The 24,460-nt window shown below is 57.4% G+C and carries 23 protein-coding genes; 12 read left to right on the top strand and 11 right to left on the bottom strand.

Features of this window, described 5'->3' with window-relative positions:
* Nucleotides 1-9 precede the first annotated feature (9 nt).
* From B8783_RS17260 to B8783_RS17305, 10 genes are all read left to right on the top strand, one after another.
* Entirely contained in the window at nucleotides 10-780 is a 771-nt protein-coding gene (locus B8783_RS17260) for an SDR family oxidoreductase (RefSeq protein WP_084421511.1), read from the top strand.
* Between the two features lie 3 nt (nucleotides 781-783).
* Nucleotides 784-1,239, top strand: a complete 456-nt coding sequence (locus B8783_RS17265) for a MaoC family dehydratase (RefSeq protein WP_084421513.1) — start codon at nucleotides 784-786, stop codon at nucleotides 1,237-1,239.
* The gene (locus B8783_RS17270; RefSeq protein ID WP_084421515.1) at nucleotides 1,236-1,628 is read left to right on the top strand and encodes a nuclear transport factor 2 family protein; all 393 of its coding nucleotides are present in this window, start codon (nucleotides 1,236-1,238) and stop codon (nucleotides 1,626-1,628) included. Before B8783_RS17265 ends, B8783_RS17270 begins: the two co-directional genes overlap by 4 nt.
* Complete coding sequence (locus tag B8783_RS17275; protein WP_084421517.1) at nucleotides 1,621-2,436, top strand: SDR family oxidoreductase; 816 nt, start codon at nucleotides 1,621-1,623, stop codon at nucleotides 2,434-2,436. The genes B8783_RS17270 and B8783_RS17275 overlap by 8 nt, the downstream gene beginning before the upstream one ends.
* Before the next feature lie 21 nt (nucleotides 2,437-2,457).
* Nucleotides 2,458-2,904, top strand: coding sequence for an Lrp/AsnC family transcriptional regulator (locus tag B8783_RS17280; protein WP_084421519.1), 447 nt, complete (start codon nucleotides 2,458-2,460; stop codon nucleotides 2,902-2,904).
* Complete coding sequence (locus B8783_RS17285; protein ID WP_084421521.1) at nucleotides 2,901-3,365, top strand: Lrp/AsnC family transcriptional regulator; 465 nt, start codon at nucleotides 2,901-2,903, stop codon at nucleotides 3,363-3,365. The genes B8783_RS17280 and B8783_RS17285 overlap by 4 nt, the downstream gene beginning before the upstream one ends.
* An 8-nt stretch (nucleotides 3,366-3,373) precedes the next feature.
* On the top strand, nucleotides 3,374-4,525 hold the full coding sequence (locus B8783_RS17290; protein WP_084421523.1) for a helix-turn-helix transcriptional regulator: 1,152 nt from the start codon (nucleotides 3,374-3,376) through the stop codon (nucleotides 4,523-4,525).
* Between the two features lie 322 nt (nucleotides 4,526-4,847).
* The gene (locus tag B8783_RS17295; RefSeq protein WP_084421525.1) at nucleotides 4,848-6,014 is read left to right on the top strand and encodes an acyl-CoA dehydrogenase; all 1,167 of its coding nucleotides are present in this window, start codon (nucleotides 4,848-4,850) and stop codon (nucleotides 6,012-6,014) included.
* Between the two features lie 9 nt (nucleotides 6,015-6,023).
* Nucleotides 6,024-7,076 (top strand): acyl-CoA dehydrogenase family protein, encoded by a 1,053-nt coding sequence (locus tag B8783_RS17300; RefSeq protein ID WP_084421527.1) that lies wholly within the window; start codon nucleotides 6,024-6,026, stop codon nucleotides 7,074-7,076.
* Complete coding sequence (locus tag B8783_RS17305) at nucleotides 7,070-8,614, top strand: AMP-binding protein (RefSeq protein WP_084421529.1); 1,545 nt, start codon at nucleotides 7,070-7,072, stop codon at nucleotides 8,612-8,614. The genes B8783_RS17300 and B8783_RS17305 overlap by 7 nt, the downstream gene beginning before the upstream one ends.
* A 29-nt stretch (nucleotides 8,615-8,643) precedes the next feature.
* Here B8783_RS17305 and folE read toward each other — a convergent pair whose 3' ends face one another.
* The 11 genes from folE to B8783_RS17360 form a co-directional block, all read right to left on the bottom strand.
* A complete protein-coding gene (folE, locus tag B8783_RS17310; RefSeq protein ID WP_084421530.1) occupies nucleotides 8,644-9,345 on the bottom strand; it encodes a GTP cyclohydrolase I in 702 nt (233 codons plus the stop codon).
* 40 nt (nucleotides 9,346-9,385) lie between these two features.
* Nucleotides 9,386-10,135: an SDR family NAD(P)-dependent oxidoreductase gene (locus B8783_RS17315; RefSeq protein WP_084421532.1), complete on the bottom strand. Its 750-nt coding sequence runs from the start codon at nucleotides 10,133-10,135 to the stop codon at nucleotides 9,386-9,388.
* 10 nt (nucleotides 10,136-10,145) lie between these two features.
* Nucleotides 10,146-12,023 carry a DUF3604 domain-containing protein gene (locus B8783_RS17320; protein WP_084421534.1) on the bottom strand — a complete coding sequence of 626 codons (1,878 nt, stop codon included), beginning with the start codon at nucleotides 12,021-12,023 and terminating at the stop codon, nucleotides 10,146-10,148.
* A gap of 134 nt (nucleotides 12,024-12,157) precedes the next feature.
* Nucleotides 12,158-14,434, bottom strand: coding sequence for a TonB-dependent receptor (locus B8783_RS17325; RefSeq protein WP_084421536.1), 2,277 nt, complete (start codon nucleotides 14,432-14,434; stop codon nucleotides 12,158-12,160).
* A 320-nt stretch (nucleotides 14,435-14,754) separates the two neighbouring features.
* Complete coding sequence (locus tag B8783_RS17330; RefSeq protein ID WP_233355852.1) at nucleotides 14,755-15,621, bottom strand: SDR family NAD(P)-dependent oxidoreductase; 867 nt, start codon at nucleotides 15,619-15,621, stop codon at nucleotides 14,755-14,757.
* Nucleotides 15,621-16,427: an acetoacetate decarboxylase family protein gene (locus tag B8783_RS17335; protein ID WP_084421538.1), complete on the bottom strand. Its 807-nt coding sequence runs from the start codon at nucleotides 16,425-16,427 to the stop codon at nucleotides 15,621-15,623. Before B8783_RS17335 ends, B8783_RS17330 begins: the two co-directional genes overlap by 1 nt.
* Nucleotides 16,428-16,517: 90 nt before the next feature.
* The gene (locus B8783_RS17340) at nucleotides 16,518-17,528 is read right to left on the bottom strand and encodes a Rieske 2Fe-2S domain-containing protein (RefSeq protein ID WP_084421540.1); all 1,011 of its coding nucleotides are present in this window, start codon (nucleotides 17,526-17,528) and stop codon (nucleotides 16,518-16,520) included.
* A gap of 162 nt (nucleotides 17,529-17,690) precedes the next feature.
* Nucleotides 17,691-18,605, bottom strand: coding sequence for a LysR family transcriptional regulator (locus B8783_RS17345; RefSeq protein WP_084421542.1), 915 nt, complete (start codon nucleotides 18,603-18,605; stop codon nucleotides 17,691-17,693).
* A gap of 52 nt (nucleotides 18,606-18,657) precedes the next feature.
* Nucleotides 18,658-19,851 carry an amidohydrolase family protein gene (locus B8783_RS17350; RefSeq protein WP_084421544.1) on the bottom strand — a complete coding sequence of 398 codons (1,194 nt, stop codon included), beginning with the start codon at nucleotides 19,849-19,851 and terminating at the stop codon, nucleotides 18,658-18,660.
* A gap of 119 nt (nucleotides 19,852-19,970) precedes the next feature.
* Complete coding sequence (locus B8783_RS17355) at nucleotides 19,971-21,233, bottom strand: MFS transporter (protein WP_084421546.1); 1,263 nt, start codon at nucleotides 21,231-21,233, stop codon at nucleotides 19,971-19,973.
* A gap of 79 nt (nucleotides 21,234-21,312) precedes the next feature.
* The gene (locus tag B8783_RS17360) at nucleotides 21,313-22,209 is read right to left on the bottom strand and encodes a VOC family protein (protein ID WP_084421548.1); all 897 of its coding nucleotides are present in this window, start codon (nucleotides 22,207-22,209) and stop codon (nucleotides 21,313-21,315) included.
* 163 nt (nucleotides 22,210-22,372) lie between these two features.
* Here B8783_RS17360 and B8783_RS17365 point away from each other — a divergent pair, with 163 nt between their 5' ends.
* Nucleotides 22,373-23,608 (top strand): acyl-CoA dehydrogenase family protein, encoded by a 1,236-nt coding sequence (locus B8783_RS17365; RefSeq protein WP_139792411.1) that lies wholly within the window; start codon nucleotides 22,373-22,375, stop codon nucleotides 23,606-23,608.
* Between the two features lie 11 nt (nucleotides 23,609-23,619).
* Nucleotides 23,620-24,444 (top strand): alpha/beta fold hydrolase, encoded by an 825-nt coding sequence (locus B8783_RS17370; RefSeq protein ID WP_084421550.1) that lies wholly within the window; start codon nucleotides 23,620-23,622, stop codon nucleotides 24,442-24,444.
* Nucleotides 24,445-24,460 lie beyond the last annotated feature (16 nt).

Consider the following 24,460-nt stretch of genomic DNA (forward strand, 5'->3'; position numbering starts at 1 on the left):
CTCAAGACCATGCCGAAACCGCCCGAACCGCGAAACCTGCTGGCTGGCAAGACCGCACTCATCACCGCCGCGGCTGGTACGGGCATCGGGTTTTCAACCGCGAGCCGCTTTGCGCGTGAAGGCGCGACGGTGTTCATTTCCGACATCCATGAGGGCCGGCTGGCGAAGGCTGCTGACGCTCTGGAAGCGGAAACCGGTATCCGGCCCGCCACGGCGATCTGTAATGTTACGAAACAGGAAGAGGTCGATGCCTTGTTCAAGGCCGCCGAAGCCGAGCTCGGCGCGATCGACGTAGTCGTCAATAATGCTGGCCTGGGCGGTACAGCCGACCTTGTCGACATGACCGACGAGCAGTGGATGGTCGTGCTGGATGTGACGCTCAATTCCTGTTTCCGCATGACACGGGCCGGCATGCAGCACATGCGCGGTCATGGCGGCGGCGTGATCGTGAACAATGCTTCGGTGCTGGGCTGGCGCGCCCAGAAAGGGCAGGCTCACTATGCGGCGGCCAAGGCTGGCGTCATGGCGCTGACGCGTTGCGCGGGCGTCGAGGGAGCGGAGCTGGGTGTGCGGGTGAATGCTGTTGCGCCGAGCCTGGCGATGCACCCATTCCTGCACAAGGTGACCTCACCAGAGCTGCTGGCCGAACTCGAGGCGAAAGAGGCGTATGGCCGGGCTGCCGATGTCTGGGAAATTGCGACCGTGATCGCGTTCCTCGCCAGCGACTATTCCACTTACATGACGGGCGAGATCGTGTCCGTTTCCAGCCAGAGGGCTTGAGGCATGCCGATGGTCTTCCAAACGCCTTCCGCCCTCGTCGGCTCTGAAGGTCAAAAGCTGGGGCCGACCGACTGGCTCACCATTGATCAGGCCCGGATTGACGGCTTTGCCGACTGTACTGATGACCATCAGTGGATTCATGTTGATGTGGACGAGGCTGCGAATGGGCCGTTCGGCGCAACGATCGCGCATGGCTTTCTGACTCTGTCATTAGCCAACCGGTTCCTGCCGGAGCTAATCGAGGTTCAAGGCTTCAAACATGCGGTGAATGTTGGCTGTGACGGGGTTCGCTTCCTCAATGTTGTGAAGGTTGGAAGCCGGATCCGGGGTGTCGGTGAGATTGTCTCCGTTGAAGAAAAAGGCGGCGGAATTCAGTCGCGGGTCCGCATAACGATTGAGATCGAAGGTGAGAAAAAGCCAGCCTGCGTCGTTGAAACGATCAGCCGTTATTTCGCATGACGGCAGGCCTCGACATAAAGAGCAGGACTCACAAGATCCGCTCAGTTATCGGCACCTACTGCAAGGCCATCCGTGAGGCAGACCTTGAGGCGATCTGCGCGCTTTTTGCTGACGGTGCGATTTTGGAGGATCCTGCGGGATCGCCACAAATCAAGGGCAAGGCCGACATTCGGGCCTTTTACGAACAATCGTTGAAGGGCAGACCTAAGGTCAGGATCAATGCCGACCCCATTGTCATTGGCAGCTTTTCGGCGACGCCGATGCAGATTGATCTAGAATACAATGGCAAGCCGCTCTCAATCGAACTCCTCAGCGTCATGTCCTACGATGATCAAAATCGTATCCTGTCGATGAGCGCCTATTTCGATCCGAGGGCGCTCGATGGTTGAGCTCAATCCATCCTCCTCGACATGCGTCATTACCGGTGCGGCGAGCGGTATCGGCGCTTCGCTAGCCCGAAAGGCGTCCGCAGAAGGATACCACCTCCTACTCACCGATATTGATGAGCAAGGACTGAAGGCGGTTGCTGCAGAAACTGGTGCTGATTACTGCCTGTGTGACGTCAGCTCACCAAGCCAGGTAGAGTCTCTTGCGGATCGCGCCGCTAATGCGGGACGACCAGTCGGCGCCGTATTTGCAAATGCTGGCGTCATGCAAATGGGCCAGTTGGCGGAAACGACGGCGGACGTCTGGGCCCTTATTGTCAATGTCAATTTAATAGGCTGCGCGAATGTCGTCCGGTCATTCGTTCCGATTCTGACGGCGCAGAAGAGCCATTCGCACTTTGTCGCTACAGCCTCGGTGGCCGGTCTCGTCAATGCGCCGGGATCTGGCGCATACAACGCGACAAAGCAGGGCGTCGTGGCAATCTGCGAGACGCTTTATCAGGAACTTCGTGAGATCTCACCGCAAGTCAGCGTTTCTGTCATTTGTCCGGGTGCCGTTCGCACACAATTCCTCAGCACCGACCGCTACAGGCATCTTGCGCGCGAAGAGAAAAGAGTAAAAAATCTCTCGGAAATTGTGCAAACAAAAGGTATAACGCCAGATGATATATCCAAATGCGTTTTTGAATGCCTAAAAGAGAAACGCTTCTGGATTTTTCCACAGGACTACGTCTTGGACAGGTTTCGCGCCAGGGCGGAGGCTATAATGAGCCAATCACCCCCCAAATGGATGCCGGAAGGTTCAAAGTGAGAAAAAGCGCGGAGGGACGCAATGGACGCACTTGATAGCCGGATCATTGCTGAATTGAAGAAAGATGGGCGTCAGTCGGCGCAGTCAGTGGCGAATGCGGTAGGGTCTTCGGCTGTAACTGTCCGGTCTCGTATCAAGGAGCTGGAAGATAGCGGCATGCTCAAAGTGGTCGCCGTGACTGATTTTTCTGCGGCTGGATATGACACGCTATTGGCTGTCGGTGTGGATGTTGAGCGGCGAACAGCAGAAGATGTAGCCCTCGAGCTCAGCCAATATGAGCAGATTCTTGCGGTCAATCTGATCTCTGGCGCCACTGACATCGAAATCCTCGTTGGCGCGCGGGACTTCGCTGACGTGTCGCGGTTTCTCGAAGAAGAAATCGGCAGGATCAAGGGAATTGGAAAATTGTCAGCCGCCCTGGCGCTCGAAGTTTTCAAATATGAGTCTGAAACGGTCGTTGACACATGAAGAACAAGAACCTGCTCGACGATACGGACCGGGAAATCCTGGAATTTCTTTCTGAGAATGCGCGGACGTCGAACCGTGAAATCGCACAGAAGATGGGCGTGGCGGAAGGAACCATCCGTTCACGGATCAAGCGGATGGTCGATGAGCGGTCGATACGCTTTTCTGCGCTCAGCAGGGAAGAGAATCAGGACACGGCAACCCTCTGCTATGTCGGCTTGCGTGTCGATCTGGCAAATACGACGGCCGTTGCGACCTCGCTCTGCGCGTTTCATGAAGCTCGCTTTGTTGCCCGCACGCTCGGTCGCTTTGATATTTTCGCGGTGGTCGTGGTGAGTTCTGTCGAGGGGTTAAACCGTTTTGTCAGTGACAGGGTCATGCCACTGGAAGGCGTGCGGCGTGTACACACAAGTATCGTCACGAACATGATAAAATATGATCACCGCTGGGGCAGGGTGACCTAGGTTCGGCTATGCCTGTAACGAGCCCTCTTGCTTCGGTCGATGATCTTGTCACGTCGATCTATACAGGAATCTCGGAAAACCGGCCTTGGCAGACCTTTCTGAAGCTACTGCGGGAACGCACAAATTCGGAAGTGGCGTCTCTATCCTTGCGGCGTGGCGGCAATGGCGTCTCGCCTATCGTCATCCTCGACCGTCGGTATGAAATCGGCAAGCAGGATGCGCGACACATGGCGCGGGAATATGCCCTGCTCGTCGACCAGGACCCAATCAGCGCGACTCTCAATACACCAGGTAAAGTGACAAGTCTCCACGAACTGATCTCGCCTGAAGAGCTTGAGCAGAATGCATTTTTCCAGCGTCTGATGAAGCCGGGCGGCGTCCAGCATTATATCGGCATGTGCTTTGGTGAGCCGCGGGGCTGGCGTTGTCTTATCCGGCTCATGAACAAGCCCGATATGCCGGACTATGACGAAACAGACCGTCAGCTGTTGCGGGCGCTCCATACGCATCTCGAGACAGCCCTGTCCTTGTTCGCGGAGCTCAAGCGCTCGAGATTCGAACTCAACGAGTTCCATGCTTCGCTCGACAGGCTCGTGATCGGTGTCTTTGTCCTGGACGGCAGTGGAAAGCTGCTTGACGCAAATCGCACAGCGCGATCCATCGCGGCACGCAACTCGCTCGTGCGTGTGCTCGATGACACCCTGCACATCAACAATTCTGCACTGAACAGTAAATTCAAGAATGCTCTGGAACGTGGGCTGGCGGCGCGCGAGTTCGAGCCGGACCATCAGTTTGTCGAGACGCTGAGACTTGAATCGCCAGCAGGAGAGCGATTTGAAATGTTGGTACGCAATGTTGGCCGGCACGACCGCTTTGTTGGAACGCGCATGCCCGCTGTCATCGTCTATATCTCGGATCATGACGACCGAATGAGCATCCATGACAACCTGCTGGAAAAGCTCTTTGGGCTCACACCGACCGAAGCCAGGCTAGCTGCCTTACTGGCGAGTGGAATGTCGCTGACTGACGCGGCAGGCCATCTGGGCGTTACGGAGAACACGGTCCGGAAGTACTCAAAGACAGTCTATTCCAAGCTGGGCGTGCACAGGCAAGCCGAACTTGTCCGCCTCATTCTCAAAAGCGTTGCCATATTCGGCTGACGCTGAGTTAGTTCCCGCCACTTCCCCACTCTATTGTGATTTCTACGGAAACAATGCCTGCGCGCCCCGGAGGCCCACACCCCCCATTTGGGGGTGTCAGGCGGAGCGTCGGCGTGGTCTCTGAACGGCAACGGGGCGGCGAAGTCAGCAACCGGCATATACGGAGTGGAACGCAACGTGAGTGTTATTTTCGGTAAGACCGTGGGTCGTCCGGATGGCGTGTTCGAGGGCGTCTCTGCTTTACTAAATTCAAGACACCGCTGTCCTTTTCGAAGGGCAAGGCTGCTGGCCGTGGCCTGCTGAACGACAAGGATGCCTGCTGATGCCCCTCGATCTCAACTATACAAATCAACAGAAAGTGTTTCGCGAAGACGTGCGAAAGTGGATGGAGGCGAACGTCCCCCGGCAACGTCTGAAGACGCTGGAATGTCGGGAGGGATTCGAGCAGCATCGCGAGTGGGAGAGGGTTCTCCAATCCGGTGACTGGGGCATGGTCACCTGGCCGAAAGCCTATGGCGGGCGCGGCTGCGATCTCATCGAATGGCTGATCTTCGAAGAGGAGTATTATCGTGTCGATGCGCCTTTGCGCGTGAGCCAGAATGGTATTTTCCTGCTGGGGCCAACACTCATGGAGTATGGCACGCCCGAGCAGAAGGCGCGCTTTCTACCGGCCATGGCGGCAGGCGACGAGATATGGGCGCAGGCCTGGTCAGAGCCGAATGCGGGATCGGATATGGCGGCCATCCGCACGAAAGCCGTCCGCGACGGCGATGAATACGTAATTTCCGGCCAGAAGATCTGGTCGTCACGCGCCGTATTTGCAGACTGGTGCTTCACCCTGGTGCGGACGGACCCCGATAGCCGTCGGCACAAGGGGCTGTCGATGATCCTCCTGCCGCTGGATTCTTCCGGACTGACAATCCGACCGATTGCGCAGCTGGACGGAAATCCAGGTTTCGCCGAACTGTTCTTCGATGAGGTGCGGGTACCTGTCTCGAATCTACTTGGCCCGGAGAATGGCGGTTGGGGGGTGGCGATGGCGACGGCCGGCTTCGAGCGGGGGTTGATGCTGCGGTCGCCGGCGCGGTTTCAGAGAACGGCCGCGCGTTTGCTGGAATTGTACCGGCAGCGTGGCGATCGCGCGTCACCCGGGGTCCGCGACAGGGTCCTGCAGGCATGGCTGGACGCTGAAGCTTACTGTCTTTCGACCTATCAGACCGCTAGCAAGATCATGGCGGGCGGCTCAATTGGGGCCGAGGCCAGCTGCAACAAGATTTTCTGGTCCGAACTTGATCGCGAGATGCATCGTCTCGGCATGCTGCTGTGCGGCGACTCGGCCGAGCTGACGGGAGAGAGCGGGCGGGCGCTGGATGAGGGGCGCTGGCTCGACGGATACATGTTCTCGCTCGCCGGGCCGATCTATGCTGGCACCAACGAAATCCAGCGAAACATTATTGCTGAGCGACTGCTCGGCATGCCAAGGGGTTAGGAGACTCCCATGAACTTTGCGTTCGCTCAGGACACACTCGATTTGCGCGATGGCGCGCGGTCATTCCTTGATGCTGAGAATGATGCGGCTCGCCTCAGGGACGTCGCTTCGGGAGGCGACAGGCTGAGATTGTGGCCCAAGCTTGCGGAAATGGGGCTTCTGGGGCTGCTTGCGCCTGAGGCGGCTGGTGGGCTTGATCTGCCTTCAGAGGATGTTCTCCTCTTCTGTGAAGAAGTGGGTAGGGCGTGCCTGCCAGAACCTTTCTCCGAGACAGCTGCGGTTCTGATCCCGGCGCTTCGTGCGCTTGGCTGCCCAACAGAAGCCATGATCGAGGATCTGGTATCAGGGGCGAGACGCGGGATCATCGCTCACCCCCTTAATCCCTATCCCAACTTTGCCGAAGATGCCGACTTCGCGCTTGCCTTTCTGCCCGGTAAGGTGATCGTCTCTGCGGGCGAATACATCAAATTGACGCCTCAGCAGAGCATCGATCCGGGGCGACGTCTCTGTAGCGTGACCGTGCCGTTTGGTAAGATCATCGCCAAGGGCGAACTTGGTAGCCAGCTGGCGGCCAACATTGCGGCACGGGGAGCCTGTGCTGCGGCGGCTGAATTGTGTGGTCTTGCGGCGCGGATGATTGAACTGGCCACTGAATACTCAAAAGTCCGTGAGCAGTTTGGTCAGCCGATCGGTTCGTTCCAGGCGGTCAAGCACCTGATGGCGAATGCGCAGGTCCGGCTCGAGTTCGCCCGACCGGCAGTCTATCGCGCCGGTACTTTGCTGAACACGGCGGGACAGGCGCGAGACAATGCCGTCGCGCATGCAAAGATCGCGGCAACGGATGCGGCCATGTTGGCGGCTGAGAACGCGATCCAGGTATTTGGCGGTATGGGCTATACGTTTGAAGTCGACCTCCATTTCTACATGAAGCGAGTGTGGGCGCTCGCGGGTATCTGGGGCGACAGAAACTATCACCAGAAAGTTGTCGACGGGGCAGTCCTCAAGAGGGCCATGCCTGTCGGCCCGGGCAACACGTTCATGCAAGGGCAATCAGCATGCTGATCCAGACTGTACCAGAGGTCCTGGCGAAAGCTGTATCAGCAGACCCTGAGGGCATAGCCATCATCGACGGCGATCAGTCGATCAGCTATTCGGCGCTGCTTGCGACGGCGAGCAAAGGCGCTGCATGCCTAAGGTCGCTGAACGTATCAGCAGGGGATCGGGTGGCGCTTTGGGCGCCGAATTCCTCAGACTGGATCATTGCGGCACTTTCCATCCATCTGAATGGCAGCATTCTGGTTCCGCTGAATACACGGCTTAAGCCTGCTGAAGCGGCGGAGATCGTCGGGCGGACTTCGGCGCAGCTGGTACTGACAACCGAGCGTTTTCTCGGCCGGGATAATGTCGCTGCGCTAAGGGCAGAGCCCAGCATGCAAGAGACGCAGATCATCAGCATTGATGGCAATAATGAGGGTTCATGGCCTGCACTGCTTTCGTCTCAAAAGGATACGGGCCCGGCGGCCTCCGATCCCTTCATTGCAAGTCCTGATGACATATCGGACCTGATCTTCACATCGGGTACGACAGGCCTTCCCAAAGGCGTGGCGACCACGCACGCCCAGACGACCCAGAATTCGCGAGCCTGGGCCGAAGCGGTCGGTTTGACGTCGGACGATACATATCTCATCGTGAATCCGTTCTTTCACACATTTGGTTACAAGGCAGGCTGGCTCGCAGCCTTATGGTTCCGCACGCGGATCATCCCGATGTCGACGTTCACGCCTGAAGACGCTTGCCGCCTCATCCAGGAGCATCGCGTAACAATTCTTCCTGGACCGCCGACGATTTTTGAGGACCTTCTGCGCTTCAAGGACCGGGACGCCTACGACATTTCTTCCCTGCGTGCGGCCGTGACGGGCGCTTCTGTGGTTCCAGAAGAGCTTGTCCGGCGAATGAAGGACGAGTTGGGGATCGAACAGGTCATGACGGCCTATGGCCTAACCGAATGCTGCGGCGTCGCGACGATTACGGGCCGCGCCGATCCAATTGAACGCATAAGCAAGACGTGTGGCAAAGCCGTCAATGGTGTCGAGCTCATGATTGCCGATGGCAGGGGTATCCCTGTCGAGACCGGAGAGACGGGCGAAATCTTGCTGCGCAGCGAGTATAACTTCAAACATTACCTCGACGATCCGGCCGCGACGGAAGCGAGTTACCATCGAAATGGCTGGATGAAGACAGGCGATCTTGGCCGTCTCGATGCACTCGGTTATCTGACGATTACGGGCCGCAAGAAAGAGATGTTCATCTGCGGTGGATTTAATTGTTATCCAGCGGAGATCGAACATCAAATTCGTCAGCATCCGGCCGTTTCCGAGGTTGCTGTCATTGGCATGCCTGACGACCGTCTCGGCGAGGTTGGCGCGGCTTTCGTTACGCTTGAAGATGGGGCCCGACTTGATGAGCAGGCCCTGGTTGACTGGTCTCGTGACCGAATCGCCAACTACAAGGTTCCGCGACTGGTCCGCATTCTGAAGGTGCTGCCGCGCAACTCTCTCGGCAAGATCGAGAAGGTGAAGCTCTCCCAGATGCTTGATTAGGGGCGGCCTCCCTGCGTGCCGCCGGCGCGTCAGTCTCTTGTTCTCAGGCGGATCAGGGTGAGGAATTCGCGGCGCAGCGACGCGTTTTCCAAGAACTGTCCGCGCATGACGCTGTTGATCATCTGTGTATTGTTATCTTTTACGCCGCGCCAGTGCATGCAGAAATGATCAGCTTCCATCACGATTGCGATGCCGTCAGGCGTGATCATACTTTCCAGCATGTCGGCGAGTTGAACGATCGCTTCTTCCTGGATCTGGGGCCGCGACATGATCCAGTCTGTCAGCCGAGAATACTTCGAGAGACCTATCAGATTTGAGCGGGCATTCGGTAGCACCCCGATCCATACGCGGCCGATAATCGGACAAAGGTGATGACTGCACGCGCTACGAACCGTGATTGGCCCCACGATCATCAACTCGTTTAGAGCTTCCGCATTGGGAAACTCCGTCGTGTCGGGAGAAGAATGGTAGCGTCCGGCGAATACTTCCGTCACAAACATGCGGGCAACCCGGGCCGCCGTGTCGCGGGTATTGTGGTCGCGGCTCGTATCGATCACGAGGGCATGCAGGAGCTGCTCCACTGCGGCCTCGACTTCTGCCTGCAGGGCTTCGATTTCGCCGGGCTCAATGAAAGCGGCGATATTGTCGTTGGCAAAATACCGTTTGTCGGCATCTTCTAGCCGTTTCCGGATTGTGCCGGACACGGCGGTCTTAATGAGCTCGTCGACCATGGAATTGGCCCCTTCTTGTTCTTTGTTATTGCTGCGCCGGTTAAAGCGTTAGGCCGCCGTCCACGATGACGTTCGTACCTGTCGTGAACGAGGCGCCCGGCGAGAGCAGGAAAACTGCGGTTTGTGCGATCTCTTCAGGCGTGGCCATGCGCCCCTGCACGCTGGTGCGGTGGAACATCTTCTCGACGGTGGCGGGTTTAACGCCCTTGAGCGCATTCTGGCTCATCGCGCTGCTGACACTGCCTGGACAGATTGCGTTGCACCGGATGCGGCGTTGCTGATCAATTGCGAGCCGAGCCACAGATTGGGTGAGGTTCAGGAGGGCTGCCTTGGAGGCACCGTAGGACACTGTTCGCGAGCCAGGTTTGAGGCCTGCCACCGAGGCGATATTCACGATCGCCCCTTCGTCCTGCATGAGCCGTAGGGCCATCTGACAGCCAAGCAAAGGCCCTTCGAAATTGATGCGCATGACGTCCCGCAAACCGTCGATGGTGACCTGCTCAGCAGTCTCCTGTCGGTATATGCCAGCATTATTGACCAGCCCGTCGAGCCTTCCGAAGCGTGTGTTGATCACTTTCTCAAGTGTCTGCCAGTCGTCGGCACTGCCGACATCGTGGCGCTGAAAGACGGCGCCATTTATGATTTCATCGCTGGCAGCCGCTTCCGCAGCCGGATCGATGTCGGTCCAGATGACCAGCGCGCCCAGCCGCATCAGGCTGCGCGTGATGGCAGCACCGATCGCGCCTGCGCCGCCAGTCACGACGATGACTTTGTCTGCTAGAGTGATCATGCCGGTCTAATCAGGGCGTGTACCAGATAGGCGATGTGTACGCCCTCTCCTGAAGTGTCGTCGGCACGCCTTCGGGCAGCTCGATTCCGTAGAAGGCCGCATCATACGCTGTCCAGCGCGGCGTCGGGATCTCCAGGACGCGAAGATAGTAGAACGCCCGCTGGTCCGGATCGAAGTCGGGGTCCGTCCAGACGGTGCTCAGTTCCGGATCGCCAATCGAGTTGAGATAGGTTGCAGTTTCCAGATCCACTGTGTTCCCAACAGGGGCGACCGGTGAGCCTGGCTCGGCTGTCCGTCCGTCAGACAGGGCGACATCATAGATCTTTTCGTGGGTGCTTCCGGAGCCGTCGAGCCAGCCTTTCACGACCTGGACCCGGTCCAGGTTTGCGCCTTCCGGGTCTTTCACGGCGCGGATCAGGAAGCGTGGCGCACCGCCCTCCGGATTCGCTGTCAGGTCTCCTCCCATGGGAACGCCGCGGGTATAGCCAATTTCTGCCAGATTTGACCGGTCGGCATCGGCCGGATCGAAGTCCCAGCCGCCGAAGAACCGCACCGTCATGCGTGGTCCGGTCGACGCGTAGGTTTCGCGTCGCATCATCGCGTCGAAAAGGGATTCCCGCGTATTTTCCTGTGCCCAAATACCAGCATAACCTGCTGCGCTGAGCTCCCAGATGTATTTCACGAGATCATCCTGGCGGAAGAATTCTCCCTTCGTCCGAAAGCGCGAAGGCTCGGTGAAGAAAGACTTGCCCCAGAAGTTGTTTTCTTCGACGGCGGACATTCCGGTGTGGGAGTCGGTGCTTCCGATCATGCCAAACTTGAAGGGATTGGCGCCGAGTGATTTGTCATAGGCCAGCCCCGCAAGCAAAGCTGAGCGGGCATACTCGTATTGCAGCATCCAGTCCTGTTTGGCGGCGGTTAATTCGAGATTGGCAAGATCCCAGGTCTCGAAATCTGCAAATGGATCTTCGGGTGAGAGCAGGGGGTGGGTCTCACTATCGCCCTTGATCTGCGTTACCTCGAAGAGTGGTTCCCAACGTGCACGGGTCTCGGCATAGGCCTTGTCGAGATCGTCGCCGTCCATCGTCTGTGGCGCGAACATCAGCCCATTCGAGACATTGCCATTGTGCGGAATCGCTAGAACTTCGCCGCCGGTTTCAGCTTCATAGGTTTCAAAAAACTTCCAGAGGTCTTCGGGGTCCTGGCTGTCGAAGCTGGAAAAGGGAATAGTTTTCGAGACTGTCTCAGCGTCGTCCTTGAAGATGACGACGCGGTGAAGGTTGTCGCCGCCGGGCATTGAGGTCCACTCATAGCCAGCAAAAGCGGTGAACACGCCAGGCTCGTTGTACTTCTCGGCATTGGCGACGACTTTCTGCCAGACCGAGTTTTCAAATTCGGGGTCGCGAAACTCCGCTTGTCCGGACATCATCTGATGAAGGAGCGAGGTTGTGAGGTTCATCCGCTCGGCTGGCTTTTCGTTAAGTGTCTTTTGCCAGCCTTGAGCGACTTCGGACTGGTTCAGCAAGGGATCATTCGCGCGGAACCGGCGCCAGAGGCCCATATATTCGGCATGGTCGGCGACGACGACAAAGTCGAGCGGTCGGCTGAGCTTGGTGGACTGCCGGCTGGACGTGGTCACCTCTTCGCCCCGTGCGTGGGCGTAGGACTGATCTGCGGTAACCCGAAGCGCCCCGCCGAGATCGGCGTCCAGCGAAAAATTGGTGTGCAAATGGGTGTCGCCCCAAAACACCTGTTCGGGGTAGTCAGCGCGCACATAGGGTGAGTAAGGCTCTTTGGACTGGGCGGATGTCGTGCCCGCGATGGCGCTGGCCGTGAGCGAGGCAAGCGCGGTTGTTGCCATCAAGCGCCGGAATTTGTCGAAGTTCATATTTTCCACTCCCTAAGACTGAGAAGGGCGAAGCCTTTGGTGGCTCGCCCCCTTAGTATTGTATGGTGGGAACGGCCGGACCCTTGCCGGGCCATCCGCTCCCACCGATAAACATGGCCGCTAAAGCGTCTGCTTCAGCGTTCGGAACCGTACCTGTAGCCCAGCCGGATGCCCCACATGCGAGGTGCGCCATAGGCGATTGTTGAAACGCCAACAGTCGAGCTGAGCGGCAGGCTGCCGACCTGGTAGAGTTCGTCCGTGGCATTCGTCATAAAGAAAGACAAATCGACCGGATGTCCGCCTACATCACGCCAATCGACACCCAGCGTCAGGACACCAAACTCATCCTGAAACGCGAACTCGTCGATCAGCGAGGCGGTGTAGCGGTCGCCCGTCACACTGTATGCTGCGCGCGCTGACAGACGTCCCCAGTCCTCACGATCGAAGAGATGCACAGCGCCGTCGAAGCCGTAGGTCCATTCGGGCACCGTTGGAATGACTGGCGGAACTACGTTCGGGCCGAGTTCGGTGTATTCATAATCGGTCCACGCAAGTTGCGTTCCCAGCTCCAGTCGATCGCCGAAGGCAAACCGGTTTTCCAGTTCGATGCCGGTAATCTCCGCTTTGCCGGCATTCCGGATAACGGTGAGCGTTGCTCCGGTGATTGACGAGGTCGAGAATTGCGGCAGCTGGATGTCGTCATAGAACTGGCGATAGGCTGCAATGTTGGTCCGCGCGGCGATCGAATTGACGCTCCAGTCGGATTTGAGACCGAACTCAATGTCAGTGACGCGCTCCTCGTCGAATGTCACTTCGTCCGCAGGCGTGTCGCCTTCTAGATTGAAGCCGCCCGAGCGGAAACCGCGGCGTGATGCAACGTAGACCATCGTGCCGGGTTTGACCTGATAGTTCAGGCCGACGGTCCAGGTTGGTGCCTCAAAGTCTTCCGAGCGCGACGAGACACAATTTGCATCCGAGAAGGGAGAGGTGCAGGCCCCCGTAAGGCTCACGTCACGCGTCCTCCTTGAAATGGTTTCCCATGTGTACCGGACGCCGCCGGTGAAGGTCAGACCTTCGACCAGTGAAGAGAGGTCGTAGTCGGACTGGGCAAACACGGCCTTTGTCGTCTCTGAATTTGCAACACCGACGTTCCGCGGCTGGCCGAAGACAACATTCCGGTGCTCGGAGAATTGGTCGTTCTCGGGTGAGTCCAAGTAGAAGACGCCGAAGGTTGAATCGAGCTTTCCATCGAGAAGGTTCGACCACTGAAGTTGGGCTTCTTCAGAGAACTGACGAGTAATAAAAGGACGCGCCTGCGACTGGACGGGATCGAAGATCGGCAGGATCGTGCCGTCCCCGTCCACCGTGCGAGCGTATTCTGCGTCTTGATAGCTCGCAATGTTCTTGAAGGTGAGATTGTCCGTCAGCTCAATAGACAGGATGTCGGTAATCGACCAGCGGTCGAGATCGCTCCTCAGGTCCGCAGAAAGGGCGCCAAGACGACGTTCCCCACGAGCATCTTGAGCGGCAAGCAGGGCCTTCGTGATCGGGAAGAACTGGTTCACCGGATGCAATGGGTTGTCGTTGATGTCCTTCAGGATGGATGAGGTGCCATTCTTGTCGCTGCTGATCGAGTCCACGATCAGAAGGTTTTCAATGGACGCCGTAGGCTTGAACAACACCGAAAGGCGCCCAGCCACATGTTGGGCGTCGTCCAGCCAGAGACCATCCGGATGAGATGGTGTTGATTCTGCAAAGGTAAATCCGTCTCGCTCCTGCGTGCTGAGCGCGAAACGGACAATGAACTTGTCTTCTGCCAGCGGTACGTTGAGAACAGCTTCGACTTCACGGTCGTTGTAGTTGCCGCCTGTAACCTGAACGCTCGCGCCAAATTCCGGCTGCGGACGGCGGCTCTGCACAAGGACAGCGCCGCCAGTTGTGTTTCGGCCAAAAAGGGTACCTTGCGGCCCCTTTACGACCTGCACGTTCTGAAGATCGAATAGTAGATCGTTGCCGCCGAGCATGCCGCCCGGACTGCCAGCCTGCGAGCTTGTCGCCGCCGGCACTTCGTTGATGTACATCAACACACTTGGAATGCCGCCGGGCGTGAAGCCGCCTTGACCGCGAAGCGTTACGATTGGCTGGTCACGATAGGGACCAAAGGCCTGCAAGCCCGGTGTGAACAACTGCAGGTCGCCGACAGACTCGATATTAAACAGGTCGAGATCTTCCTGGGATTTTGCGGTAATCGCAATCGGCACGTCCTGCAGGCTTTCCTCGCGGCGGCGTGCGTTGACAATCACCGTGTCGAGCTTCTTTGCTCCGGATTCGTCCGCCGCCGGTTCAACATCCTGTGCCAATGACCATGGCGCCAGGAAAATGGAGCTCGCTAGCAGAGCTCCCGTATACATGACTCTCTTATCCACTTGTTCCTCCCCGAACAATTTCTAAGATGCCTCCTCAGCGGGAAGCATTCTTTGCGTAGTAATTATTTAAATATAATGCGCATTAAGCGGTTTTAGGCAACTGGCTATCGACGCTAATTGCTAATTTATTGGCTTTATTTATACGAATCCGAAAGTCTGTGTGGCCTTTCTGTCGCACATGCCGGTTTCCCGGCGCTGCAGGAATGGTGCGAGGCAGGCTATGTGGCGAACGCATTTGCCGCATAGCCTGCCCCATACCTCTTTGGTGCGTGATGCTCGTCCGGATTCAGTCGAGCACATCACTTTCAGAACGCGTAGCCGGGTGTGCCCCGGTCCAGGATGACTTGGGTGCGCGACCCGACGGCCATGTCGGTCTGCTCACTGTCCGGTATCATCCAGAAATCACCTTTACGTATTCCGTCGAGTGCAAAGCGTGCGACGTCCTCTGGCTCGGTGAGTTGGATACGCAGGCCCGTCGCCTTGATCAGATCGTCCATGGATTCATAGGCGACCTTCCGCTGGGTTTCGTCTTCGACATAGTCGTCTGGACGGACGGTGCTGGAAGCCAGAATGCCGGTGTTTACCGTGTGGGGGCCTGGAAAGAGGATGGCTGTCCGGATTTTCCCACCTTCCCGCTGAAGCTGCTGAAACAGGACTTCGGAAATGCTGGTCACAGCTGCCTTTGTCGCGGCATAAATCGGCGTGTTTGGCAGGGAGTACAGGCCTCCATTGGCAGACGAGGAATTGATGACAAATCCCTCTTCGTCTTTTTCCAGCATGCGCGGAACAAAGGCCTTGATGCCGTGGACGATGCCCATGACGTTCACATCGATACCCCAGCGCCAGTCACTGATGGGCAGATCCCACAGCTTCTTCTGGGCCTCGCCCAAGCCAACGCCGGCATTATTGAACAGCAGATGCACATTGCCGAAGGTCTCAAAAACCTTGTCGGCGACATCAAGGACCATCGCTTCTTTGGTAAGGTCGCAGCGAAGCCCGATCACGCGGCCTTCGCCCATCTGCTCCAGTTCCTGCACTGTGGCGGCAATGCGCTTTTCATCGATGTCGATGACCGCGACATTGCAGCCCAGCTTGACCAGCTCGATGCAAAGGCACTTTCCAACGCCGCCGGCTCCGCCTGTGACGACGGCTGTCTTGCCCGAGAACTCCATCAGCCCGAGACTTTCTCGCCAGCAGCAACCAGTTTGCCGACATTTTGCGGGTCGTCGTAGCGGCCAACCCAGTGCGGCTGGATCCATTCACCCGGAACAGTTCGCAGGATGCTGCCGCCTGTCTGGGAGCCGCCCTCGACATACTGCATTGAAGAAAGGCGTCGGACCGGAATGTCGACAAGAGGATCGTACGGCGACTCTGTCAGCGTGATCTTTCCCTCCATGCTGCGCCGGTCGGTGTAGTTTCGTTTCCAGTTGAGCCGCGTAAGAAAGACGTCGCCGTCAAAGCCGGTTTCGTGCTCGATCGAAGGCATGCCTTTGTAGCAGTATATGTATTCCTCAAACTGGTGTGGCTGATCGACTGGGTCGCCAATATCACCTTCGATTTCGAAATATGTGATGCCGTGGCGTGAACAGGTCGCGCGCACATGATCTCCATCGCGTTCGAACGTCGTTGAAGCTATCTTCTTTGGCTCGCCGAAGCGCTCACGTCCCGATGTGACGACGGTTTCGCCTTCCATAGCCATGTGGAAACAATAGGCTCCCGGAACGCCTTCATAGGTGCAGTTGACGCCCATGGTGAGCGCACCGATTTCCATCGTGTGATCGTCGGTGATGTGCATGGCCACGTGGACCATTTGAATGAAGATCTCAGGACGCTCGATATTGACCAGGGGCTTGGGAAGAAGCTCGCGAGCGATTTCCGGATCGGTTTCATAGACGGCGCGAATGCCCCGAACTGTGTTTCGTAGCATGCCTGGCTTGCGCGTCTCGGCTTCGCCGCGAACATAACGAAGTCTTGCCATGTGCTGTTTCTCCAATGGTTTAGATGAGCCCGTGCAGAAGAGAGTCCGGGCGTGCGAGTTGGTTGAGGGGATCGGAAAGCGAGGGAAAAATTATTCCGCAGCGCTAGCGACGAAGCTGCCTTTGGGCCAGCCGATGTAGAACTGCGAGAAGTACCGGCGGAACTGCAGGATCGGTCCATCGCCATCGCACAATAGTGGTCGGGCCCTGTGGATTTTCGTGTCCCAGATCGGCAGGTCGCCCTCGACGCCCTGCTGACCGCAAATCGAGGTGATCTGCATCTGGACGATCTTGCCCTCAAAGGAGTCCGGATCGAATTTCGGATGAGCGAAGTGGAAGCGCAGTTCGACCAAATCAGCTTCTACAGGAGTGGCAAGAACCTGCAGCGAAAGATCGGCGATGCCGCTGAAACGCGTCATCTTCTGTCCCGCGCCATTCTGGACTGTGCGCACAGACGACTTCATTGTCTTCGTTTCGCCGTTCGGTAGCGTCAGCGTGCGCTCGCCATGTGCTTCGCTCGTCCGAAGGGGGCCGTCATAAGTTGTTTCGCCCTCCGGAACCGCGTCGAGTTTGTGAACGTAAAGGAAGTGAGCAAAATCGACGCCGTTCTCGGCAATCTCCTGCGGATTGCTGGCAAATCGCCATTCGCGTCGAACCGGTTCTGCCCATTCCGGGTTGGTGAACTCTGGATATTCGATCACGTCGAAGTCGGGCTCGATGCCGTCGGGGTGATGCCAGGCCCAGATCACGCCATTCTTTTCCTGAAGCGGATAAGCATCGGTAACCGGACCGCGCTTGCAGCGAGGTGGCATCTGGGTCGCGTAGGGGATGTCCTTGCAATTACCCTCAGTATCGAACTTCCATGCATGGAAGGGGCAGCGAATACCATCGCCTTCAATCTCGCCACCAACCCCGAGATGAGCGCCGAGGTGAGGGCAATAAGCGTCAAGCAGGCCCGCCTTGCCATCTTCGGTCCTGAAGAGAACGAGGTCTCTCCCGAAATACCGAACCGATTTGACGTCGCCCGCATTCAGCTCATCACAGTAGCCAATACCGAACCAGCCAAATGGAATTGGCATGGGAAATCGTTCAATAGTATGCAATGCGAGCCTCCCAGTGTTTTATATTGCTCATTTGCGTAGCAAAATTTATATCACGCAATGCAGTACAAGGAAAATAGGGAGTTGCGCACTCTTTGTGCATGAGCGTGCACAATGAGTCCGGGGTCCAAGTCGGATGCAGGGCTGAATGGATTCGCTGGAAATCTAGCGGTTGCGGGACAATCCCGACAGGGCGGATGGCCGGATCTTTACGCGGCCGGTACGGCTCACAAGATAGTCAATGAACAGCCTCGCGCCGGCCGACAGGATGCCTGGAGAATATACGACCCAGCAGGCCTTGTCGTAATAGGACCATTCTTCTTCGAGGAGGAGGATGGAGCCATCCATCAGGTCCTTGCGGACAACGGCCATTGGAAGACTGGCAAGGCCAAGGCCACGGCGCACTGCGCTTCGTAAGGCGACGGCGCTGTTGCTCATCCAGAAAGGCGTTACTTTGAGGTTCTGCTGTTCGTTGAAGTTCACCGCGCCCGAAAGGTCTGTGAGCCAGGTGTGGCGCTTGATGTCGTCGGCCGATTCCGGCCAGCCATGCTCTTCAATGTAGTCGGGCGAAGCGCACAAGCCGTAGGACAGATAGCCAAACTTCCGTGCACGAAGATTTGAGTCTTTCAACTCGCCATAGCGAATGACGATGTCGAACTGGTCCTGGCTGATATCCTTTTCATTAAGGTAGGCGATAGACTCGATATCGATGGCCGGATGTTGCGCGCTAAAATCTGCGAGATAGGCCGTCATGTAGTCGGATCCGAAATTGCCGCTGAGCGCAACGCGCAGGCGACCGACAGGCTCGCGGCTAATCAGGCCCATCCGGTTTTCCAGAGAGACGAGCGAGTCCTTCATTTCGAGGCATTCACTGTGAAAGCTCTCGCCCGCTCCTGTCAAAGAGAGCGAGCGAGTTGTGCGGACCAAGAGCTGAACGCCGAGCCTAGCTTCCAGCTCACGTATGGTCTTGCTTAGATAGGACTTTGAAACGCCTAGTTTGTCGCCGGCGGCTGTGAACCCGCCATGGGCGACAACTGCCAGAAACTCGTCGATCCCGTGCCAGCTGGAGACTTTCTTCATTCTGAAGCACTAGATCGACGAGCATCAATAAACAACTGCAAACGAGAGCGGCCTATTCGGCAGCTTGCATGCGCAGGCTGGTCTTGGGCGGCCCAATTTTCGCAGCAATGTTCCAGAGTGCACTGGTATCGAGATCGTATATGTCCAGCGCATTTGTGCCGAGCATGGCCTGGATGTCATCCTCGGGTAGTCCGCCAAGGCTTTCCGACATTTTTTGCTGAGTGTTCGGCCAGGTGCCCTCTGGGTGCGGATAGTCCGTGCCCCAGAGAATACGGTTGATGCCGATGTCGTAATAGGATTTCGTGGTTTCTTCGTCCGGAAGGGCTGAGCAGCCAATCCAGACATTGCGGGCGAAATACTCGCTTGGTTTCAAGGTCATGCTGGTTGTGAAATCGCCGAGCTTGCCGCTGGTGTGCTTAACTGAGGCGCGCACATCCATCAGTTCCAGTATCCAAGGATACCAGAATTCGCCGCCCGCTTCCGTGAAAGAAACTTTCAGGTCCGGGAACTTTTCGAAGACCGCGCCAAAGATCATGCTCCAGAGCGGACGGGTCAGCCAGAATGGGTACTCGCAGAGATACGTTCCGATCCAGCCTGGCTGGGTGATGTCATAGGCTGGCGACGCGCCGGAGTGAAAGTGCAGCGGCATTTTCAGGTCCTGCAGCATGGCCCACACTTCATGGTATTTGGTGTGGTTATACATGTCGAAACCGTCGGTGATCGTCGGGAAAAAGACGCCCTTCAGGCCATTATCTTTTGCCCAGATGATTTCTTTCTTGGTCTCTTCGATATCGTAGAGAGCTGGAACAATGGCGAGTCCGATCCGGCGGTGCGGATCCTCCTGGCAGAATTCCGAAAGCCAACGATTGTGGGCGCGCGCGCCGGCCCATTGCAGCTCGGCATTCTGCTTGTTCGGCAGCAGGCCGATATCGGCGCCGAAAGGCGGCGCATTGCGTTCCGTGATCCCATCTGGATAGAGGACTTCTGCAGCCACGCCATCTCCGTCGAGGACGCGGTTCCGGATCTTGCCGTCCCAGGCGCCTTGCAGGCCATCACCAACCTTGGCGCGCCACTTATTATTGAAGTCGTCGATCAGGAAATGCTTTTCCTTTTCGGCCCGCATGGCGGTCTCGCGCTCGACAGCCCTGTCGAACTCATCATGGTACTTGGAGTCCAGATAGTCCCGATAGCGCTCAGGCGGCAGGCCGGCATGTCCGTCAGACGAGATGATAAGAAAGCGATCCATTTTATTCTCCCGGGGGTCTTGGTTGTCATTGCCGGGAATGCATTGGATTCCTCGGCAGGTTTCTATGGTTCGACCCTAATGATTTGGCGCCCTGGAAAAATACGGATTTCAGGAACGCATTATTGCTCACGGCGAACAATCGTGTCCTGTCGGCGGCTTCGGATGGTAAAGCTGAGAAGCAAGTATGCCAGCATCGCAACCGGTACGGCGAAGGGTGTCGGCGTAAATATCTGGTAGGCGGCTGCCGCCAGGACGGGGGGCACTGCAATGGACGCGCCAGCGATCAGCGAAACCGCAGAGGCGATCGCAACCTGGTCGTCGCGCCCACCGGCATGAGACGCGGCTGCGCCGAAGCCGGGACGCGCCAGCCCAAAACCGAAACTCGCAAGGATGAACCCACCCATGGCGGCAAACGGTGAGGGTTGCAGCAGAGGCCAAGCGTTTCCTGCAAGGGCCAATGCTGTGCCGATCATCATCATTCTTACCGGAGGCATCGGGAAAATCCGGACTACGCCGAACTGGGCGATCAGGGCAGCAATGGCGCCGCCGGTCATTGCCGTTGCGATGAGGTTCTGGGCCTGAACAGTGCCGACAACAGCCCGGTCGATCAGAACGAAACCGATGAGGTAGAGATTTATCGCCTGGGCCGACGAAACGATCATGCCGAAGGTCAGGTGAGGGCCGACGGCTTTGTCCTTCCATACCGATGAGACTGTTGCGGCCGGCGCTGTGGGCTGCTCGACCTTCGGGACCGGCGATTGTTTCTTCAGGAAGACGAAACTGGTTGCCAAGGCCACCAATCCCAGGACAGCAAAACCCAGGATCGGGCCAATGAAGCCGAGCGGGGCGACGATCATCAGCGGTGCCACGGCGGGGCCAACCACACTACCGAGATTGTTGGCGCCCTGGATCTCCGTCAGGATTCGCGTCCGCCGCTCACCCGTTGTGTTGAGTCCGACAATGGAGAGGATCGCCGTCGACGTGCCGGAACCGAGCAGACCGAACGCGATCCGCATCACCGAAAAGAGCAGGAAGATACCGAACGGGCCGGCAATCTCCAGACGGCCAAGCGTGATGCCCAGCGCGAATCCAGCCAGCGACAGCACGAAACCGCAGATGCCGAGGCGGATATAAAGATTTGGCCCGACCCGGCTGACCCGTGTCGCCCAGAAAGGTGAACTGATCGCCCAGGCCAGTGCGGAAAAAGAGAAGACACAGGCGATCAGATAGTCAGGGATGTCCAGCATCCGGCCAATGGCTGGCATGATGGAAACCAGACCAAGGTTGCCCACGGCCATAAGAAAGAAGACAGCGCCTAAATATAGGAACAGCCAGCGAGTTTGCCGGCTTTTGCCGGCATCCTCAGTTTCAGCGTTGGACATGAAATCCTCTATCCCTCTGGCAGCCCGAACCGATTATCAGCGATGCGGGCAGATTCAGGGCAGGCAAGCTGCCAGGCGCCTAAAGCGACCACGACCAGACGTGTCCCCAGTCGCTGATGCTTGTGATCGCGGTGGTTTCCCATGTCTTGGGATTCAGCACCAAACCGTCACAGCCCACTTCAAGGTCGAAGCCGCCAGGCGTCCTCATATAGAAGCTGAACATTTTGTCGTTGGAATGCCGACCCAAAGTGGCACTTTCCCTGATCTCTGCCTTTCGCATGCGGTCATGCGCCCGCCCGACATCGTCCTGGTCCTGCATTTCGAGCATGAGGTGAACACAGCCAGACGGCGGCGCAGGGTGTTCGCCGAGGGCGAGGGAATGATGGCGGCCATTGTCGGCATGCATGAACGCGATGCGAAAGCCGGTGTCTTCGGGATCGTCGGAGAATTTGAAGCGGGGCAGGTCTGTATCATGGAAGCCGACGACGTCGCGGTAGAAGGCGTGGCACTCGTCGAAATTGGGCGCGCCAAGGACAGCGTGCCCCATGCCCATAGCGCCGGTCACGAATCCCTTCACGCCTTGCTCGGATTTAAACGGAACATCGTCAGCGGTGTCGCCACAATAAAATTCAAGGTGGTTTCCAGCCGGATCGACGATCGAAATAAAGCTGTCGACGCCTCTGACCTTGGCCGCCTCATCGCTGCCATATTCGGCCGTCTGGCCGGCAGCCTCGACGCGCTTCTTGAGGGCTTCAAGTTCTTCAGGGGTGGAAATGCGGTAGGCCGCAGCGATGAGGCGATCCTCTTCGCCCGGTTCGATCCGGAACCGGAAAGGCCGTTCGTCGATCCGGTAGTGCTTTGCGCCATTACCGGGATCGGCGGCCCGCATCACCCCGGTGACGTCTACTAAAAACCTGTCCCACGCATCCATGTCTGTTGCGGAAACGACGACGTAGCCGAGTTGCTCGATAGCCATTGCTAAACTTCTCCCTTTGCTCGGCCTTCGTCGGCCGATTTAGACAATTAAAATGCTAATACGTTTTGTTATTGACCATTTGCGTAATAATTATTATTAAAAATTACGAATTGCAATAGCTTGGTGAGGAGAAGTTCCCAGCCGGCCGAATTAGGAGGAAACGATGAATACAATCTCCCTGGCAGCCACTTCCAAATCCGGGAAGTCTGCCGATAGCATTCCGACCGCCGAGGAACTTGTAGCGCGCGCGCGCGCCATGATCCCGACGCTCAAATCACGCGCAAAGCAGTGCACGTCTGGACGCGATGTCCCCGTAGAGACGATCGATGAGATGCGTCAGGCCGGTTTCTTCCGTATCCTTCAGCCGAAACGCTGGGGCGGCTACGAGATGCACCCGAATGTTTTTTACGATGTGCAAAAAGCGTTGGCCGAAGGCTGCATGTCGACGGGCTGGATGTTCGGCGTGCTCGGCTGCCATCCATTCGAGCTCGCGCTTATGGATTCGCAGGCCCAGGAAGATGTCTGGGGCGAGAACAATGAGACGCTGATTTCTTCAAGCTATCAGCCGGTTGGCAAAGTGGAGCATGCCGAAGGCGGCGGCTATTACCTGTCTGGCCATTGGGGCTTTTCGACCGGTTCCGTCCACTGCAAGTGGGTGTTCCTGGGGGCCGTTGCGCCCCCGAAGACAAAAGATGGCAATCCGGAGATGATGATCTTTCTGGTTCCTCGGAGCGACTATGAAATCCAGCGCGACGCCTGGCATGTCTTCGGGCTGCAGGGCACAGGCAGCCATGACATCGTCGTCGACCGCGCCTTCGTGCCGGAGCACCGTGTGCACCGTCCGAGCGAGGCGGCGTTCTCCGGCATCGAGCGCGGGCACAAGGAGAATGATGCACCGTTGTATCGCATTCCGTGGGCGCAGATCTTCATTCGTTCCGTGAACACGGCTGCCCTGGGCGGCGCACAAGCTGCGATCAAGGGCGCTATGAACATCATGGAGAACAGAATCTCCACCAATACGAACAAGGCGTCCAAGGATGACCCGATGCTGCACGCCGCAATCGCGGCTGCGAAAGGTCAGTGCGCCGAGATGGACCTGATGCTTCGCCATCAGTTTGAGGACCTGATCGGTTACGCTGAAAGCGGCGAACCTGTGCCGATGACCAAGCGGGCGCTCTATGCCTATCATGCTTGTTCGGTTGTTCGCCGGGTCGCCAAACTGGTCGATGATATGGCCCAGCTACTCGGTGGACGGGCGATTTACACGCACAGCGAGATCATCCAGCCGTGGCTAGACCTCCATGCAGCCCGTGCGCACGTGATGAACGATCCCAACCTTCGGACCAAGGACGTGATCAATACCGAACTCGGCCTGTTCCCCGAATTTCCATTTATGTAAGGCAGCGCAAAATGAGCGACATCAAGTACAAAACCTACCCGATTTCGGGCGGGTATAAGATCAATATTGCGTCGGTTGGCGAAGGGCCGGTGGTTGTCTGTATCCACGGGAGCGGTCCGGGTGCATCGGGCCTTTCGAATTTCCGCGGTAATTACCAGGCCATTGTCGATGCGGGCTATACAGTTTTGATGCCCGACCTCATCGGCTATGGAAATTCATCCCAGCCGGAAGGTATTGATTACCCTCTCGAGTTCTTTGCAAGCACGCTTTTCGAGGCGCTTCAGGCGCATGGTGTTTCGCAGGCACATCTGGTCGGGAATTCCCTGGGTGGCGGCATATCGCTGCAGCTCGCACTCGACCATCCGGAATTCGTAAAGTCACTCGTGCTTCTGGCGCCCGGCAGTATCGAGGAACTCGAAACTTACATGGCGATGCCAGGCATCCGCGTTATGGGCGAAGTCTTCATGGCGCCCGAATACACATTCGAGTCGCAAAAGAAGATCTTGCTGAACCTCGTACATCCCGACTTCGCGCCGAACGTCCCTGACAGCCTGATCCGGGAGCGGTTCGAAGTCGCAAAGAGCCAGCCAAAGGACGTCTTGTTCCGGATGAAGACCCCGAATCTGCAGCCCCGGTTAAAAGAGCTTTCGCTTCCGATACTCGTCTATTGGGGCAAGGACGATATTTTCCTGCCGTATACGGGTGCCAATCACTTCCTCGAAAACTGTCCGCAAGCGCGTACCGTCACGTTCACGAGAACTGGTCACTGGGTACAGGTCGAGCGGGCGCGCGAATTCAACGCATACACGGTCTCGTTCCTCGAGGGGCAGGACTGAGCTCAATCTGGAACAG

Origin of the sequence: Henriciella litoralis (genome assembly GCF_002088935.1) — a bacterium.
Taxonomy (GTDB): domain Bacteria; phylum Pseudomonadota; class Alphaproteobacteria; order Caulobacterales; family Hyphomonadaceae; genus Henriciella; species Henriciella litoralis.